This window comes from Amycolatopsis sp. NPDC051371 (genome assembly GCF_040682155.1).
Classification (GTDB): Bacteria; Actinomycetota; Actinomycetes; order Mycobacteriales; family Pseudonocardiaceae; genus Amycolatopsis.
In genome coordinates this window covers 137467-150371 of sequence record NZ_JBFBAG010000003.1, presented here as the reverse complement: position 1 = coordinate 150371, position 12905 = coordinate 137467, and the positions used below count along the sequence as shown (strand labels likewise).

General features: G+C 65.3%; 15 protein-coding genes. 7 read left to right on the top strand and 8 right to left on the bottom strand.

Features of this window, described 5'->3' with window-relative positions; genetic code table 11:
* The first annotated feature begins 2 nt into the window (after positions 1-2).
* The 5 genes from AB0M59_RS05255 to AB0M59_RS05235 all read left to right on the top strand — a co-directional run bounded on the left by AB0M59_RS05255 (position 3) and on the right by AB0M59_RS05235 (position 3516).
* Positions 3-401 (top strand): nuclear transport factor 2 family protein, encoded by a 399-nt coding sequence (locus tag AB0M59_RS05255; RefSeq protein ID WP_364608977.1) that lies wholly within the window; start codon positions 3-5, stop codon positions 399-401.
* 67 nt (positions 402-468) lie between these two features.
* Complete coding sequence (locus AB0M59_RS05250; protein ID WP_364608974.1) at positions 469-1068, top strand: pyridoxamine 5'-phosphate oxidase family protein; 600 nt, start codon at positions 469-471, stop codon at positions 1066-1068.
* Positions 1058-1498 carry a hypothetical protein gene (locus tag AB0M59_RS05245; protein ID WP_364608972.1) on the top strand — a complete coding sequence of 147 codons (441 nt, stop codon included), beginning with the start codon at positions 1058-1060 and terminating at the stop codon, positions 1496-1498. The genes AB0M59_RS05250 and AB0M59_RS05245 overlap by 11 nt, the downstream gene beginning before the upstream one ends.
* A 42-nt stretch (positions 1499-1540) precedes the next feature.
* Positions 1541-2428, top strand: coding sequence for an alpha/beta hydrolase (locus AB0M59_RS05240; RefSeq protein ID WP_364608969.1), 888 nt, complete (start codon positions 1541-1543; stop codon positions 2426-2428).
* 215 nt (positions 2429-2643) lie between these two features.
* Positions 2644-3516, top strand: coding sequence for an amidohydrolase family protein (locus AB0M59_RS05235; RefSeq protein ID WP_364608966.1), 873 nt, complete (start codon positions 2644-2646; stop codon positions 3514-3516).
* Positions 3517-3562: 46 nt separating this feature from the next.
* Here the strand turns inward: AB0M59_RS05235 and AB0M59_RS05230 are convergent, their stop codons facing one another.
* The 8 genes from AB0M59_RS05230 to AB0M59_RS05195 form a co-directional block, all read right to left on the bottom strand.
* The gene (locus AB0M59_RS05230; RefSeq protein WP_364608963.1) at positions 3563-4456 is read right to left on the bottom strand and encodes an alpha/beta hydrolase; all 894 of its coding nucleotides are present in this window, start codon (positions 4454-4456) and stop codon (positions 3563-3565) included.
* A 119-nt stretch (positions 4457-4575) separates the two neighbouring features.
* Positions 4576-5310 carry an SDR family NAD(P)-dependent oxidoreductase gene (locus AB0M59_RS05225; protein WP_364608960.1) on the bottom strand — a complete coding sequence of 245 codons (735 nt, stop codon included), beginning with the start codon at positions 5308-5310 and terminating at the stop codon, positions 4576-4578.
* A gap of 68 nt (positions 5311-5378) precedes the next feature.
* Positions 5379-5852 (bottom strand): nuclear transport factor 2 family protein, encoded by a 474-nt coding sequence (locus AB0M59_RS05220; protein ID WP_364608957.1) that lies wholly within the window; start codon positions 5850-5852, stop codon positions 5379-5381.
* Between the two features lie 18 nt (positions 5853-5870).
* Positions 5871-6335 (bottom strand): nuclear transport factor 2 family protein, encoded by a 465-nt coding sequence (locus AB0M59_RS05215; protein ID WP_364608953.1) that lies wholly within the window; start codon positions 6333-6335, stop codon positions 5871-5873.
* Between the two features lie 71 nt (positions 6336-6406).
* Complete coding sequence (locus tag AB0M59_RS05210) at positions 6407-6859, bottom strand: nuclear transport factor 2 family protein (RefSeq protein WP_364608950.1); 453 nt, start codon at positions 6857-6859, stop codon at positions 6407-6409.
* A 44-nt stretch (positions 6860-6903) separates the two neighbouring features.
* Complete coding sequence (locus tag AB0M59_RS05205; RefSeq protein ID WP_364608947.1) at positions 6904-7791, bottom strand: NAD(P)H-binding protein; 888 nt, start codon at positions 7789-7791, stop codon at positions 6904-6906.
* 55 nt (positions 7792-7846) lie between these two features.
* Positions 7847-9046, bottom strand: a complete 1200-nt coding sequence (locus tag AB0M59_RS05200) for a homogentisate 1,2-dioxygenase (protein WP_364608945.1) — start codon at positions 9044-9046, stop codon at positions 7847-7849.
* Positions 9047-9438: 392 nt separating this feature from the next.
* Positions 9439-10593 carry an alpha/beta hydrolase gene (locus AB0M59_RS05195; RefSeq protein WP_364608942.1) on the bottom strand — a complete coding sequence of 385 codons (1155 nt, stop codon included), beginning with the start codon at positions 10591-10593 and terminating at the stop codon, positions 9439-9441.
* A 524-nt stretch (positions 10594-11117) separates the two neighbouring features.
* Between AB0M59_RS05195 and AB0M59_RS05190 the strand changes: the two genes are divergently transcribed.
* Together AB0M59_RS05190 and AB0M59_RS05185 are read left to right on the top strand one after the other, a co-directional pair.
* On the top strand, positions 11118-12317 hold the full coding sequence (locus AB0M59_RS05190; RefSeq protein WP_364608939.1) for an acyl-CoA dehydrogenase family protein: 1200 nt from the start codon (positions 11118-11120) through the stop codon (positions 12315-12317).
* A 65-nt stretch (positions 12318-12382) separates the two neighbouring features.
* Positions 12383-12880, top strand: a complete 498-nt coding sequence (locus AB0M59_RS05185) for a flavin reductase family protein (protein ID WP_364608936.1) — start codon at positions 12383-12385, stop codon at positions 12878-12880.
* The last annotated feature ends 25 nt before the right edge of the window (positions 12881-12905 follow it).

The following is a 12905-nucleotide window of genomic DNA, read 5'->3' as shown; positions in this document are numbered from 1 at the left end:
ACATGTCGATCGAGGAAGCTCAGAGGGAAACCAGTGCGGTCGACGCGATGCTGGAGGCGATCGAAGCGGGTGACATGGAGCGGCTGCGCCGTTGTTTCGCGCCGAACGCGCGCTTTTGGCACAGCCACGATCGCCTCGAGCAGAACATCGACGAGGTGCTCCAGCTGCTCGGGGCCTTCTGTGCCGCCTCCACGGTGCGAAGCTACGAGGATCGGCGTTCCACGTCGGTCGGCGCCGAGGCGTTCCTCCGGCACACGCTCACCGCGACGCTCCATTCAGGACGAAGGGTCGAGATTCCGACCATGATGTGTGTCCAGCTCGGGTCCGACGGGCTGGTACAGCGCATCGACGAGTACTTCGATTCACGCGCACTCGACCCGGTCTTCGCGGAGATCGGCTGAGATCCAGCGCACGTCCGCGACGAAGGTACGCGGACTTTCGAGGATCAGGATCAGTCAGGAGAGCCAAGTGCACCACGACAACGAAGTCGGTGCAGAAAGCCGGCGCCACAGTTCACCCGGCACGGACATCGGGAGTTCGCCGCCGCCGGCAGACCCGTCGGGTCCGGCATCGATGGTGGACGTCATCGGCAACTACAGAACATGCGAACTCACCACGATCTCGCGCTCCGGCGCTCCGCAGACCGTCCCCGTGTCGCCGTTGTTGCTGGACGACGGCCGGTTGTTCCTGGCCACCAGTATCGGCCTGCCGCAGAAGGCCTTCAACATCAGGCGGCATCCCCGGGTCGGCATGCTGTTCTCGGACCCGACCGGAAGCGGGATCACCCGACCAGGCGCGGTGCTCGTCCAAGGTGATGCGGCCGCCGATGATCGGATCGTCGCCGATGTCACCTCGGTGCCCGAGCTGAAGAAGGCCGTCGAGGTGCTGTCCGCACGTCAGCCGGCTGGTGCCTTTATGTCTTCATTCTTCGGGCGCCGGCTCTTTCCCTCTTGGTACCAGCGAGTTCTGATCTACGTCACCCCGCGACGAGTGCTGTTCTGGCCGACGCGGGAGTTCACGACCGCCCCGGATGTGTTCGACGGTGAGGTGCTGCGGCATGTGGAATGAAGCAGCCGGATGGCTGGCCAAGTATCCGGAGGTGGTGGTGTCGGCGCTGGACGTGGACGGCTACCCCTTCAGCACTCGTCAGAGCAGCGAACGATACGACGCCGCGACGGGCGTCTTGCCGGTTGCGCTGCCTGAGGTGATCCGTCCCAGCGGAGGCGCGGCGAACCTGCTGTGCCACAGTCATGACGAGTCCTTGTGGAACCTGAGCGCGGTCCACGTCAGAGGGACACTCAAGCGCACAGGTGATACCTGGGTATTCGTGAGTTCCGCCTTCGCTCCACCGCAGCGGCTCGCGTTATGGCATCTGTCCACGCGTATGCGGAGCGCATCCCGGCGGTACCGGGCCAAGCGTCCACAGCAGGCGGCAGACGTGAACTGGACCGCGATAGCACGGATCTGGAAGGAAATACGCGCGCGTCAGTCGAAGTGACACCTCGGATTCACCAACGAATAAGAAAGGTGGGCGCCCCGCATGGCTGTATCGAACTTCGGCCGCTTCGGCCGCGACACAGTACTCGACGGCCGATGGAGCACGTCAGCGCGAAGCGGCTCGCCGCTCTTGGTCTGCCTCCACGGTGGCGGTTACGACAGCGGCTATTTCGACGTGCCCGGCCACTCCCTGCTGAGCCTGGCGGCGGAGGCGGGCTTTCCCGCGGTCGCCCTCACCCGGCCGGGCCACCCGGCCAGCGAGAGTTCCGCTCGGCGGCAACCGTCGTTCTCCGAGGCCGCCACCATCATCATCGAAGCGATCGAGGACGTTTGGCAGCGGTTCGGAGAGGGCCGGCCGGGCGTGGTGCTCCTCGGCCATTCGATCGGTGCGGCCGTCGCGGTGCACGTCGCGGCGCAGAAACGTTCTTGGCCGCTGCTCGGGCTGACCGTTTCGGGTGTTGGAGACGTCGTCACCTCGCGCGCCAAGGAGCAGTTCGCGCAGTTCCCGCCGGACATCGCCATCCGATTCCCGCTGGAGGCCACCCGGCAGATGCTGTATGGCCCGGACTGGACTCTGCACGAGACGGTTCTGGCGGACATCGCCGAGCTGCCCGTCAGCACGCCGTCGGCGGACATGGTCGAGATGGGTCTGAGATGGGCGGCCGACCTGCCAGGACTCGCGCTCTCCGTCGACGTGCCGGTGCACTACGTCCTAGCCGAGTTCGACGGTTTCTGGGACGTGTCCCAGGAGCGGGTCGACTCGTTCGCCGGCCTGTTCCCGGCCGCGCCGTTCGTAGACGCTTCGCTCTGGCGTGGCACCGGACACTGCATCGAACACCACCGGCTCGGCGAGGCCTATGGGCGAACCGTGCTCGCGTTCGCCGAGCGCTGTGCGATGGAACCGCGTCGACCTGACCATCAAGGCGGGTAGCACTCCTTCATCCGTGGTAACTGTCAAATAACTCCAGAGTCAAGTAAGGCAACTCGCCCATGAAATTGATCTGCATCGAAGAGCACGCTATCGATGACGCTCTGACCCGGTCGGCGCAGCCCAGCGTGGATCGGGAAGCGCCCTACCTCGCTCACCTCGGCGCCCCCACGGCGCCAACCAAGACGTCCTCGACCGGCGGGCCGAGGATCCTGAGCATGCGAGACGCGGTGAACCTCGGCCGAGAACTCGGTCCTGACCGCATCTCCGCGATGGATCAGAGCGGAGTCGACGTCCAGGTAGTCTCGTACAGCACACCGTCACAGCTCGGCCCAGCGGAAACCGCGGCGGCGCTGACCAGCGCGGCCAACGACCGGCTGGCCGCCGCCGTCGAGGCCAGCGCCGGGCGACTGGCCGCGTTCGCCGCCCTGCCCTGGCAGACGCCGGCGGAGGCTGCGGACGAACTCACGCGCTGCGTCGAAAGCCTGGGCATGACGGGCGCGCTGCTCATGGGACGTCCGGGAGCGACATTCCTCGACGATCCCCGCTATGAGCCGGTCCTGGAACGCTTCAGCGCGCTCGGCGTCCCGCTCTACCTGCATCCGTACTACCCGGTGCTGGATGTGCAGCGAGCCTACTACGACGGGTTCTCACCGTCGGTGAGCGCCACGTTCTCCCTCGGCGGGTGGGGTTGGCACCATGAAGCCGGCATCCACGTGCTGCGTATGATTCTCTCGGGAGTTTTCGAGCGCCATCGCGGGCTCCAGGTCATTTCCGGCCACTGGGGCGAAATGGTGCCCTTCTACCTGTCTCGCCTCGACACCGCCATGCCCCAGTCGATGACCGGCTTGTCGGCACCGATCAGCGACATCTACCGGCAGCACGTTTGGGTCACGCCGAGTGGATTGCTCGACCAGGCGCAGTTCGAGTTCATCTTCCGGACCGTCGGACCGGACCGGATCATCTGGTCCGCCGACTACCCGTACCTGACCATGGATGGAAACCGAAGTTTCCTCGACGACCTGCGGATCCCCGAAGAAGACAAACGCAAGATCACCCACGAAAACGCCGAGTCCCTGCTTCGTCTGTGATGTCGCCCGTCGAGCTTGGCAAGGACGTTCAGGACCGTGACCGGCCTCAGTCATCCTCGGTGGACCAGGTGCAGAGCCGATCCCAGAGTGTCCTTCGGGTCGTCGCGAAGTTGTGGCAGTGCGCGGCGTTCTCGAGCACGAGCGTTCGAATGTCGTTGCTGCTGGTATAGAAGGCGACTTCGTCGCGGGGATGCTCGTGGACGTCGTGGTCGCCGAAGCACAGGAGGACCGGGCACTTCACTTGCGCCGCGAATTTCCCGCTGTAGCCGGGAACGAGGCTGTCGACATAGGACTGGCGTGGCCAAGCAGCGGCGGTCTCGTCATCCGCTGCAATGACGTCAGCCGGCGTATCCGGTCGGTAGAACAGGTGGTGGAACGGTTGCCTCGGGCCGGTCGCGTAACCGGCATCCCAGTCCTGGAAGATCGCCTGGGCTTGTTCCACTGCCTTCTTCCGCGGATCAGACTGGTGGTTGTCCTCGCCGGGCACGAACCCCTTTGCGCCGTGGGTCATGCCCAGCGAGGCGACCCGGTCGTAGCTCTCGTGCAGTGCCTGCGTGGCTACCGTCAGGGCCCCGCCGAGCGAGTGCCCGATGCCGACCAGGCGGTGGCCGGGAAACCGTTTCCGAAGTTGCCGCACGAACTCGTCGGCGGCGGCCGATATCGTCACGAAGTCGACACCGTCGACGTGACTTGGTTTCGAGCTGCCGCCGACCCCGAGTGGATCCGCGGCGACAACGGCGAGGCCACGTCCGGTCGCATGTCCCGCGAAGTCGTAGCCGGGTACGGTGTCGAAGCACCAGTAGCGGCGGTCGTAGGATCCGCCTGGCCAGCAGACGAGCACGGCCTCCGGCTCGCCGTCGGGCAAGAACACCGTCGACGAGATGAAGGTCTTCTCCCGGCCGAATTCAAGTACCCTCGAGACGTCAGCGTTGAATTCCATTTTCGTTGCGATCCTCATTCCAGAAGACGTTTGCGGCACTCGTGGTATTGCAGCTCTCGGCGGGCGGGGCCGCCACCCGGCAGTCCTGGTGTGGAACGAGGGCGGCCCCTGCCTCGTGCTCAGCGAAAACCGGCAGTGACGCCGCCGTCGATCGAGAAGTTCTGGCCCGTAACCCACTCGGCCTCGTGCGAAGCGAGGTAGACAGCGAAGCGCGCGATTTCTTCAGGTCGGCCAGGACGTTGGATGAGGTGTTTCGAGAGCTGCCATTCGCGGGCTTCGTCGTCCATCGCCGCCGCAGTGGCCGGGGTGTCGACGAACCCCGGGGAGATCGCGTTGACGCGGATTCCCGCCGACGCTCCTTCGGCCGCGAGTGCGGTGGTCAGGGCAACGACTCCGCCCTTGGCCGCCGAGTGTGCGGCGACGCCGAACCGTGCCACTCCCCGCATGGCGCCGTAGGAAGCCGTGTTGATGATCGAGCCTCCGCCCGCACCGAGCATCACCTTCCAGGCGGGGTTGGTCGTGTTGAAGAGGAGTTCCAACTCGTCCCGCAGTACGTTCCTGAAGAGTTCGATGGTCATCTCGGAAAAAGGGGCGAAGCCGAACCCCGCGGCGTTGTTGTAGAGAACGTCGATCCCGCCGAGGGACTCGGCGCCCCGTTCGATCCAGTTGCGGGCAGCGCCTGGATCGGTGAGATCGACCGTGTACCCCTGGACATCGTAGCCGTCGTCCCGCAACAACGCGGCGGTTTTCTCGGCCCCACCTTCGTGGAGGCCACAGCCGACCACTCGGGCGCCTTCTTCGGCGAAGACGCGCTGCGCCGCCTCTCCTTGCCCCCTGGAGGTGCCGGTGATCATCACACGCTTTCCGTCAAGCCTACCCATTGCATGCCTCTCGGTTTGCTGGTGTTTCCGCGGCAGAACACTCAGGCCTGCGCTTGGCCGAAACTGACCTTCACCACGGCCTCGGGGTGTTCGGCCCAGTGGTTGAGCGTTACTTTTCGGTGGCTGATCTTCCAGGTCCCACTGCGCCGCTCATACTTGTCGTGAAAGACTGCCGCTGCAGTGATGTAGAGGTCGTCGGCGGACACCATCATGGCGGCGGCATGACCGACGCCGGATCCCTGGTCACCGCTGATTTCGACGACGTGATTCATGGTGAAATGGTTGAGGACCTTGATTTCCTGCCACGACGCTTCTGCGAACTCGGTGATCTGGTTGTGGCCATCGCAGGTCGCCGGCGGGTGGTCCACGTCCCATATCGCGTCTTCGTGCCAGGCGCTCAGGAAGCGGTTCAGGTCGCGAGTGTCGAGTCCGAGTGCGTAGCTGTCCATAGCGGCCTTGATCTGAAGTCGCGCGAGAAGTTCCTCCTGTGACGCTATGAGCGCATCTTCGCGCATATCCGTGTCCTCTCGATCTCAGGTGGCGTTCAGGGCGCTGATGCCGGCGCCGAGGATGCCCATGTTTCCCTCGCACCAGCTGACCGTGAATTCGAGGTGGGAGATACGCCACCCGTTTTCGGTTCGGACGTAGTCGTCCACGTATTCGCCGAGCTCGGACAGGCTTGGTTCACCGACGGCGTCCCGCAGGTAGGCACCTCCGATCAACCGGTGCCGGCCGCTCGCCCGATCGCCTTCGACGTCGATCTCGTGGTTTCCCAGGAAGTGCTGGGTGTGGTCGAGGTTCTCCATGATCGAACGAGAAGCGTGGAGGATGGCCTCGATGCCCTTGAAAGGGCTCCCCAAGCCGAAGTCGGCGTAGGCGTCTTCGGTGAAGACGTTCCGCAGCAGGTCCCAGTCCTTGTCGTCGATCGCCCTCGCGTAGCGTGAGGACAGCTCGAGGATCTCGGCTCGGTCGCTGAGAGTCTGGAGGTCGAATGTCATGTCGCGTCGCTCTCTGGTTCGGGGGTGTGCATGGGTGCGGTGGATATGCCGAGTGCTTCGCTCGCTCAGGCCTACTGCGTGTGCGACTGGCTGAGGATGCCTGTGTTTCCCTCGCCCCAGGCGATCGTCAGCTCGCGGCGCGAGATCCGCCAGCCTTCGTCGGTGCGGACGTACTCGTCGACGTAGTTCCCGCGCAGACAGGCAGACGGTGCCCCGGTGTCGGTGCGGAGGTAGGCGCCTCCGATCAGCTTGAGACGGCCACGCGCCCGATCGCCGTCGAGTTCGATCTCGTGGTTTCCCATGAAGTGCTGGGTGTGATCGAGGCTGTCCATCTGCGATCGGCAGCCGCGGATGATTTCCTCGATGCCTTTGAACGGCTTCCCGAGCGCGAAGTCGGCCTGGGCGTCTTCGGCGAAGACCGTGCGCATCAGGTCCCAGTCCTTTCCGTCGAGGGCTCTCCCGTAGCGGGAGCGCAGCTCGAGGATCTCGGCACGGTCGCTGAGAGCTTGGAGATCGAACACCATGAGTGGTGCTCCTTCCGGTGGGAGGTCGATTGTTCGAGTGCCGGTCAGGTGGCGTCGTGGGCTAGATAGTCGGTGAAGTTCCGGGCCGGGCGGTGGAGCAGCTGCTCGATGTCGTCGGTGACCGGCGCATGTCTGCGGGTGACGTAGGGATCGAAGATCCGGCCGGCTTGTCGCGGCATTCCGGCGACAGTTTCGAGCCACTCTTCGTAGTCGTGGAGCGGGGGAGATGCCGCGACGACTGTGGCGTCCTTGACGGTGCTGAAGCCTGCTGCGATTTCTTCCGAGCTGAGCTCCTTGGGCCCGGTGAGGTGCAGGGGTGACGGTGGCAGGTGTTCGGAAACCAGGCACTCCACCGCGGATTCCGCGACGTCGTCCGGGTGTACGAGAGCGAGGCCGGCGAGGCCGGCTGGCCAAACGAACTGGTTCTTGGTGAATCCGGCCGCGATCAGGGGGTTCGCGTCGATGCTCATGAACCAGGTCGGTCGCAGCATGACGCTGTCTATGCCGGTGTCGAGGATGCGGTCTTCCGCGGGCCCGTGCAGCGCGGCCACCATATCGGGGGGAGTGGCCTTTTCCTGGTCGCTGAGTCCGTCCCAATGGTAGTAGAGGATCTCGCTGGAAAGCTTGACCACGCGCCGGACACCTGCCCGCTGGGCTGCCTCGATCGCATGTATTTCCTGCCGCGGTTCCCGGATCGCGCGGGAAACCTGCATCACGTGATCGACCCCGTGGAACGCGGCCTTGAGCGTGCGGGGGTCACCCAGATCGCCCCAGACGATGTCGTCGACGCCCGACGCGGCGATCTTCATCGCGCCGGTCGGAGAATGGGAGAGACCTCGAATTGGGACGTCTCGCTGTATCAGCCCGCGGCAGACGCGGCGGCCGATTTGGCCGCTGGCGCCGATGACCAGGACCTTGGGTTTACCCGTCATGAAGATGAACCACCCGGTGAAGTTGCTTTTCGTCGATGAGGCCGGCTTTCACAGGTCATTCCGGCAATCGCCCGGCCGCATACCGGCTGGCCTCGTCGGGGACGACGCCGATGTGTGTGCCGGCAAGGCTGGTGTAGAGGCCGATCTGCGGGTCGGGCATGAGAGCCTTGCGTGCGGCGTCGGTCCACGTCAGCCCGGCGCGACAGTCGAAGTTGATCTTCATTTCCCTGATGCGCTCGACTGGTCCTTCGGGGTAGAACGGCGGTCGTTTGATCCCCGGGTGCGGAATGGACGGCGGCAACCGCCAGAGGTGACCGTCGGTGTGCGGGGCCGCGTCGGCGACGTGGTTGAACCAGACCTCTTCGTAGTCGTTCATGTGCGCCGGTGCGCCGATGCTCCCGTCGGGCGCCGGAACGTTGGGGAACGGCTTCGGGCTCATCACGTTGAAGAAGAAGGACTTGTCACGTCCCATGAGGACAGCCCCGGAAGGCGGTGGAAGGAACCCGTGCGAAGAGCCGAGCCCGGGAATGTCCCAGACGTTGAGGCTGAAGACGACGGGGTCGCCGACCCAGCCGATGACATCGGAGCACGGATCGAAGTCGTAGGTGAGCGTGTGGATCTCGCCCCGGAACTTGAGTCGCACTTCGGTCTCGACGTTCCGGATCTCGCCGACCGGCTCCGGGAGCTTCATCGCGGAGTAGTCGGTGAAGAAGCTCGCGAACCCGGCGTTGTCCCAGAGTTCTTCCGCCGGTTCCGCAGGCTCTGCGGTCTCGAAGATGAGGACCGCGTTGCCGTCGGCCTGCCGCGGTGTCTCCCGGTAGACGAGTCCTTTCGGGATGACGGCGAAGTCACCGGGCTCGACTTCGAACCTGCCCAGCTCGGTCTCGATCAGGAACTCGCCGCGGTGGTAGAAGCGGATCTGGTGGTAGTCCGCGTTGAGCTCGGCGAACGGCATCGGCTGCGACCGACGTGACAGTGAGACCACGATCCCGTCCCCGCGGAGCAGCTCCATCGGTGAGCCTGCAGCGTCAGTCTGGTCGGCAGGCGCCAGTGTGGTGGTGTCGGTTCCCTTGTACATCACGTCGTCGCTCGACCAGGTTTTCGGAAAGCCGACATTGCGTGACCGGAACAGGTGAACCCATTGGCCGAAGAAGCCGTGCTGGGTGTAGATCTCGTCGAGGTGCTCGGAGATCCCCGTTGTTGCGCGCGGGATGACGCCCCGCCGGATATTAGACGACACTTCGTTGACTCCCATTCGTCCTGTATTGCTGCCGGCCGGTTCCAAGCAGGATCCGTTGCGGCTGAAGGAACTGGCTACTGCGGCCGGCGAGTCGCCGTCTTGGGCCGGTCCCGAGACCGGCGAGCCCGGACTTGGCCGGACGGCAGCGCCGTGATTGCGGCGTTGCCCGCGGGCGGGGACGGCAGAGGGGTGCGCGTTGGGCGGTGGCCGGCTCTGCGTGCAAGATCGAACATCGATACCTCCTTGTATCGACGGGTCACGGGGCAACAGCCGACTAGAGAAAACCACGAAACATTCGATATTTCAAGCCTGGGTGCTGCAGGGCGCTCTGGACCTGCGCAAACGGCGACGACGGGCCTGGCGAAGCTGTGGTTCGCCGGCTGGGAAGCCTGTGCGCTGCGGGTCGGCTAACGGACGCCGCGGATCCCTCGAGCTCGCAGCCAGGAGACGACTTCGGCCTGGTAGGCCGTCGTGCCGAGGCCGAGGATCACCGAGTGGCCGTCGTCCGGGGCGATGTACTTGGTGAACAGCCCGGCTTTGTAGTGGCTCGCTTCGCCGGCAGTCTCCGGGTCCGTGAAGCAGTTGTCCGTGGTGCCGCACCAGATTTGGTCGTACTCGCCGAGAGTCCAGAGGATCGGTGCATCGATTCGCTGGGTGAGCTCGGTGTAGGACTTCGCGACGATGTCGGCGAGCTCGGTCGCCGTCACAACGTCTTTGTCCTTCTCCTCGTACTCGAGCTGCGCCGGGTCGTAGGTGCCGGGCGGACCGTAGAAGACCACTCGCCGGCCCGGCAGGGTGGTCAGATAGGTCGGATCGAGTGCCCACGGCCGGCTGCTGAACTTCGGATCGAGGAGCGCCGGGTACGCGACCGTCGCGAGCCTCACGAGTGACCGGGGTGCGCCGAAGTAGTGGCCGACCGCATGCGTCGTCAGCGCGTCGACGTCGTGGAACGTCGCGGCTTCCACCTGGGCGATGAGGCCGCCCATCGAGAACCCGTTCGTGACGATGGTCGGGAACGGCCGGCCGAGGCTACCGCGTCGGAGGTGCTGGATGAGCTGGTGCACGGTGAACGCCGCCACGTCGAAGGTGAGACTCGCGCCGAGCGGGTGGTCGCTGTGACCGTAGCCGAGCCGGTCGAAGTTCAGGACAGTGAACCCTTGCCGCGTCATGGAGCGCACGTAATTGTAGCGGTCCGGCTGGTACGGCCAGTCGAAGTAGGTGTGGTCGTAGGCGCCACCGTGGATCAGGACCTGAACCGGTTGCTCACCGAGCCGGGCGGGGTCGTCCGTGCAGAGCTGTCCCCAGATCTTGGCGGCGGCGCCACCGGCCTGACCGGTGGTCACGGGGAAGGAGTATTCGCGGCATTGAGCATCGCTGGCCGACGCTGCGACGGCCACGCTGACCGGGTTGGGTACGCCAGGCATGCCCGGAACCAGCCGCGGGCTGAACGGCCACGCGGCCATCGCCGTGGCGCCTGCCGGTTTCGGGATCGCGCTGCTCGAGGTGAAGAGCAGCACGACGGTGACGAAGAAGATCCCGGGTATGGACAGCTTGGAACGCATACAAACTCCCGTTGTTCAATCCGGACGGTGCCCGGCCCGAGGTGCGATGGCGAGGTGGTGCGGCTCGTTCGGCCTTGTTGCGCAACGGGCCTGCGTCGGGCGAGCCGTGGCCGAGGTCGCCGGGAGAGGGAGGGAATCGCCGCAGGTTAACAGGGAGGGGGCTGCGAAGCCAGATCGAGAACCGGTGCGCGGCCCGGTGGGGAACTGCTTCTGTCGCTGGAAAGTACGCGCGGAGCGACGGGTCCGAAGTGGACGATGCACAGGATGGACAGGCGACGGACAGTGGCTCGGGTCCTGGTGGACAAGCCGTCGCGAGGATGCGGCAGTTTCACCGGTTCAGGTGAACATGGCGAAAAGGGGTCCCTTGACGGACCTGGTCTGGGCTCGGTCGTACAAGGCCCGTGTGCTTGCCCGAAGGCTGCTCACTCTTGAAACATCGAATGGTTCGTGGTTTCCTTCCCTTGCTGTCGCGGACGGTGCCTGGGCGAGGTCAGCGCTCGTCAACCGCTCGAAGAGGAGAAGCAATGACCTATGCAGCCGACGTCGCGCACCCGGCCGCGCCACCGGCGGAAAGCTTGCAGGACAGAGTCCGGCGGCTCGTGCCGCAACTGCGGGCCAACGCGCGAACCGTCGACGACCACGGTCGGCTCACCGACGACAATGTGTCCGCGCTGGCTTCGGCCGGCATCTACGACATGATGAAGCCCCGCCGGTTCGGCGGCTCGGAGACCCCGTTGCCCGAGCAGATCGCGGCGTTGGCCGAACTGGGACGTGGTTGCGGCTCGACAGCGTGGGTCGCGCAGGTGGGTGTGTTCTCCGCGTGGCTCGCGGCCCAGTTCAGTGATGAGGCCCAGGCTGAGGTCTTCGAGACCGCCGACGTCCGCCTGTGTGGCACCTTCGCCCCCACGGCCACGGGGAAGCGCGTCGACGGCGGCTTCGTCGTCACGGGATCCTGGCCCTTCAACACCGGATGCTGCCACGCCCAGTGGGATGTCCTCCCCGCACGGGTAACCAAAGAGGACGGGACCGTCGAGGTCATCGCGTCGCTCATCCCGATGTCCGACCTCGACATCGAGCTGAGCTGGGACGTTGACGGACTCTCCGGAACCGGGAGCAACACCACGGTGGGCCACGAGGTGTTCGTTCCCGACCACCGGACCATGCCGTTCAGCTATGTGTGGCGTAACACCATGAAGTCCGCGGCGAACGCTGGTTCGCCGCTCTTCCGGGCCGCCGCGGTGCCCATCGTGATGGCGGTGAGTGCGGCAGTCCCGGTCGGCATGGCGCGCGGAGCAATGGAACTGTTCCTGGACCGCTTGCCCGGCCGCGCCATCACGTACACCGCACACGCCAACCAGGCCGAGACGCAATTGACCCACCTGCAGTTGGCTGAAGCGCAGACAAAAATCGAGCTGGCGTGGCACCTCGTAGTGCGCATGGCCGAGTCGGCATGGGAACACTCCGAGGCGGGACGGGACATGAGCCTGCCGGAGCGAGCCCGCATCCGGTCGGATGCCGGTTACGCGACCCGGCTTGCGCGGGAAGCCGTCGAAATCCTCAACTCGGCCAGCGGTGCTTCCTCGATTCGCCGGGACGTGCCGTTCCGGCAGTTCTTCCGCGACATCGAAGCGGTGTCACTGCACGCGGCCCTCAACCCGAATGCCGGGTTGGAGGTCTACGGCCGGGTCCTTCTCGGGCTCGACCCCGCGACAACGCTCGTGTAGGCGCCGTGTGGCAGATGTGGTTCGTGTCAGGCAGTTCGAAGCAGAGCAGAAAGTCGGGATCGGTCATGTCCACGACCTCCGTGCCGGTCGATCGGGAGCGCTTTCGCAATGTGCTGGGCCACGTCCCGACGGGAGTGGTCGTGATCACCGCGACAGGCGAGGGCCGGCGTCCGATGGGCATGGCCGTCGGATCATTCACCTCGGTGTCGCTCGACCCGCCGCTCGTGGCGTTCCTGCCGGCGATGTCCTCGACGACCTTTCCGGCCATCTGGCGTTCGGGGTCCTTCTGTGCCAACGTGCTCGGTGCCGACCAGGAGCAGCTCAGCCGGCGGTTCGCGGTGAGCGGGGGAGACAAGTTCCAGGGTGTGGGCTGGCGTTCCGCTGCGAGCGGGTCTCCCGTCATAGACGACGTGATCGCCTGGATCGACTGCGACATCGAGCAGGTCACCGAGGCGGGCGACCACTATCTGGTGCTGGGCCGGGTAACCGGTCTCGAGGAAGAGCGGTGGTCGTCTCCCCTGCTGTTCTTCCGAAGCGGCTACCACCGCATTGCCTCAAGCTGATCAGGGCTGCCTCTGTTGAGCAGAG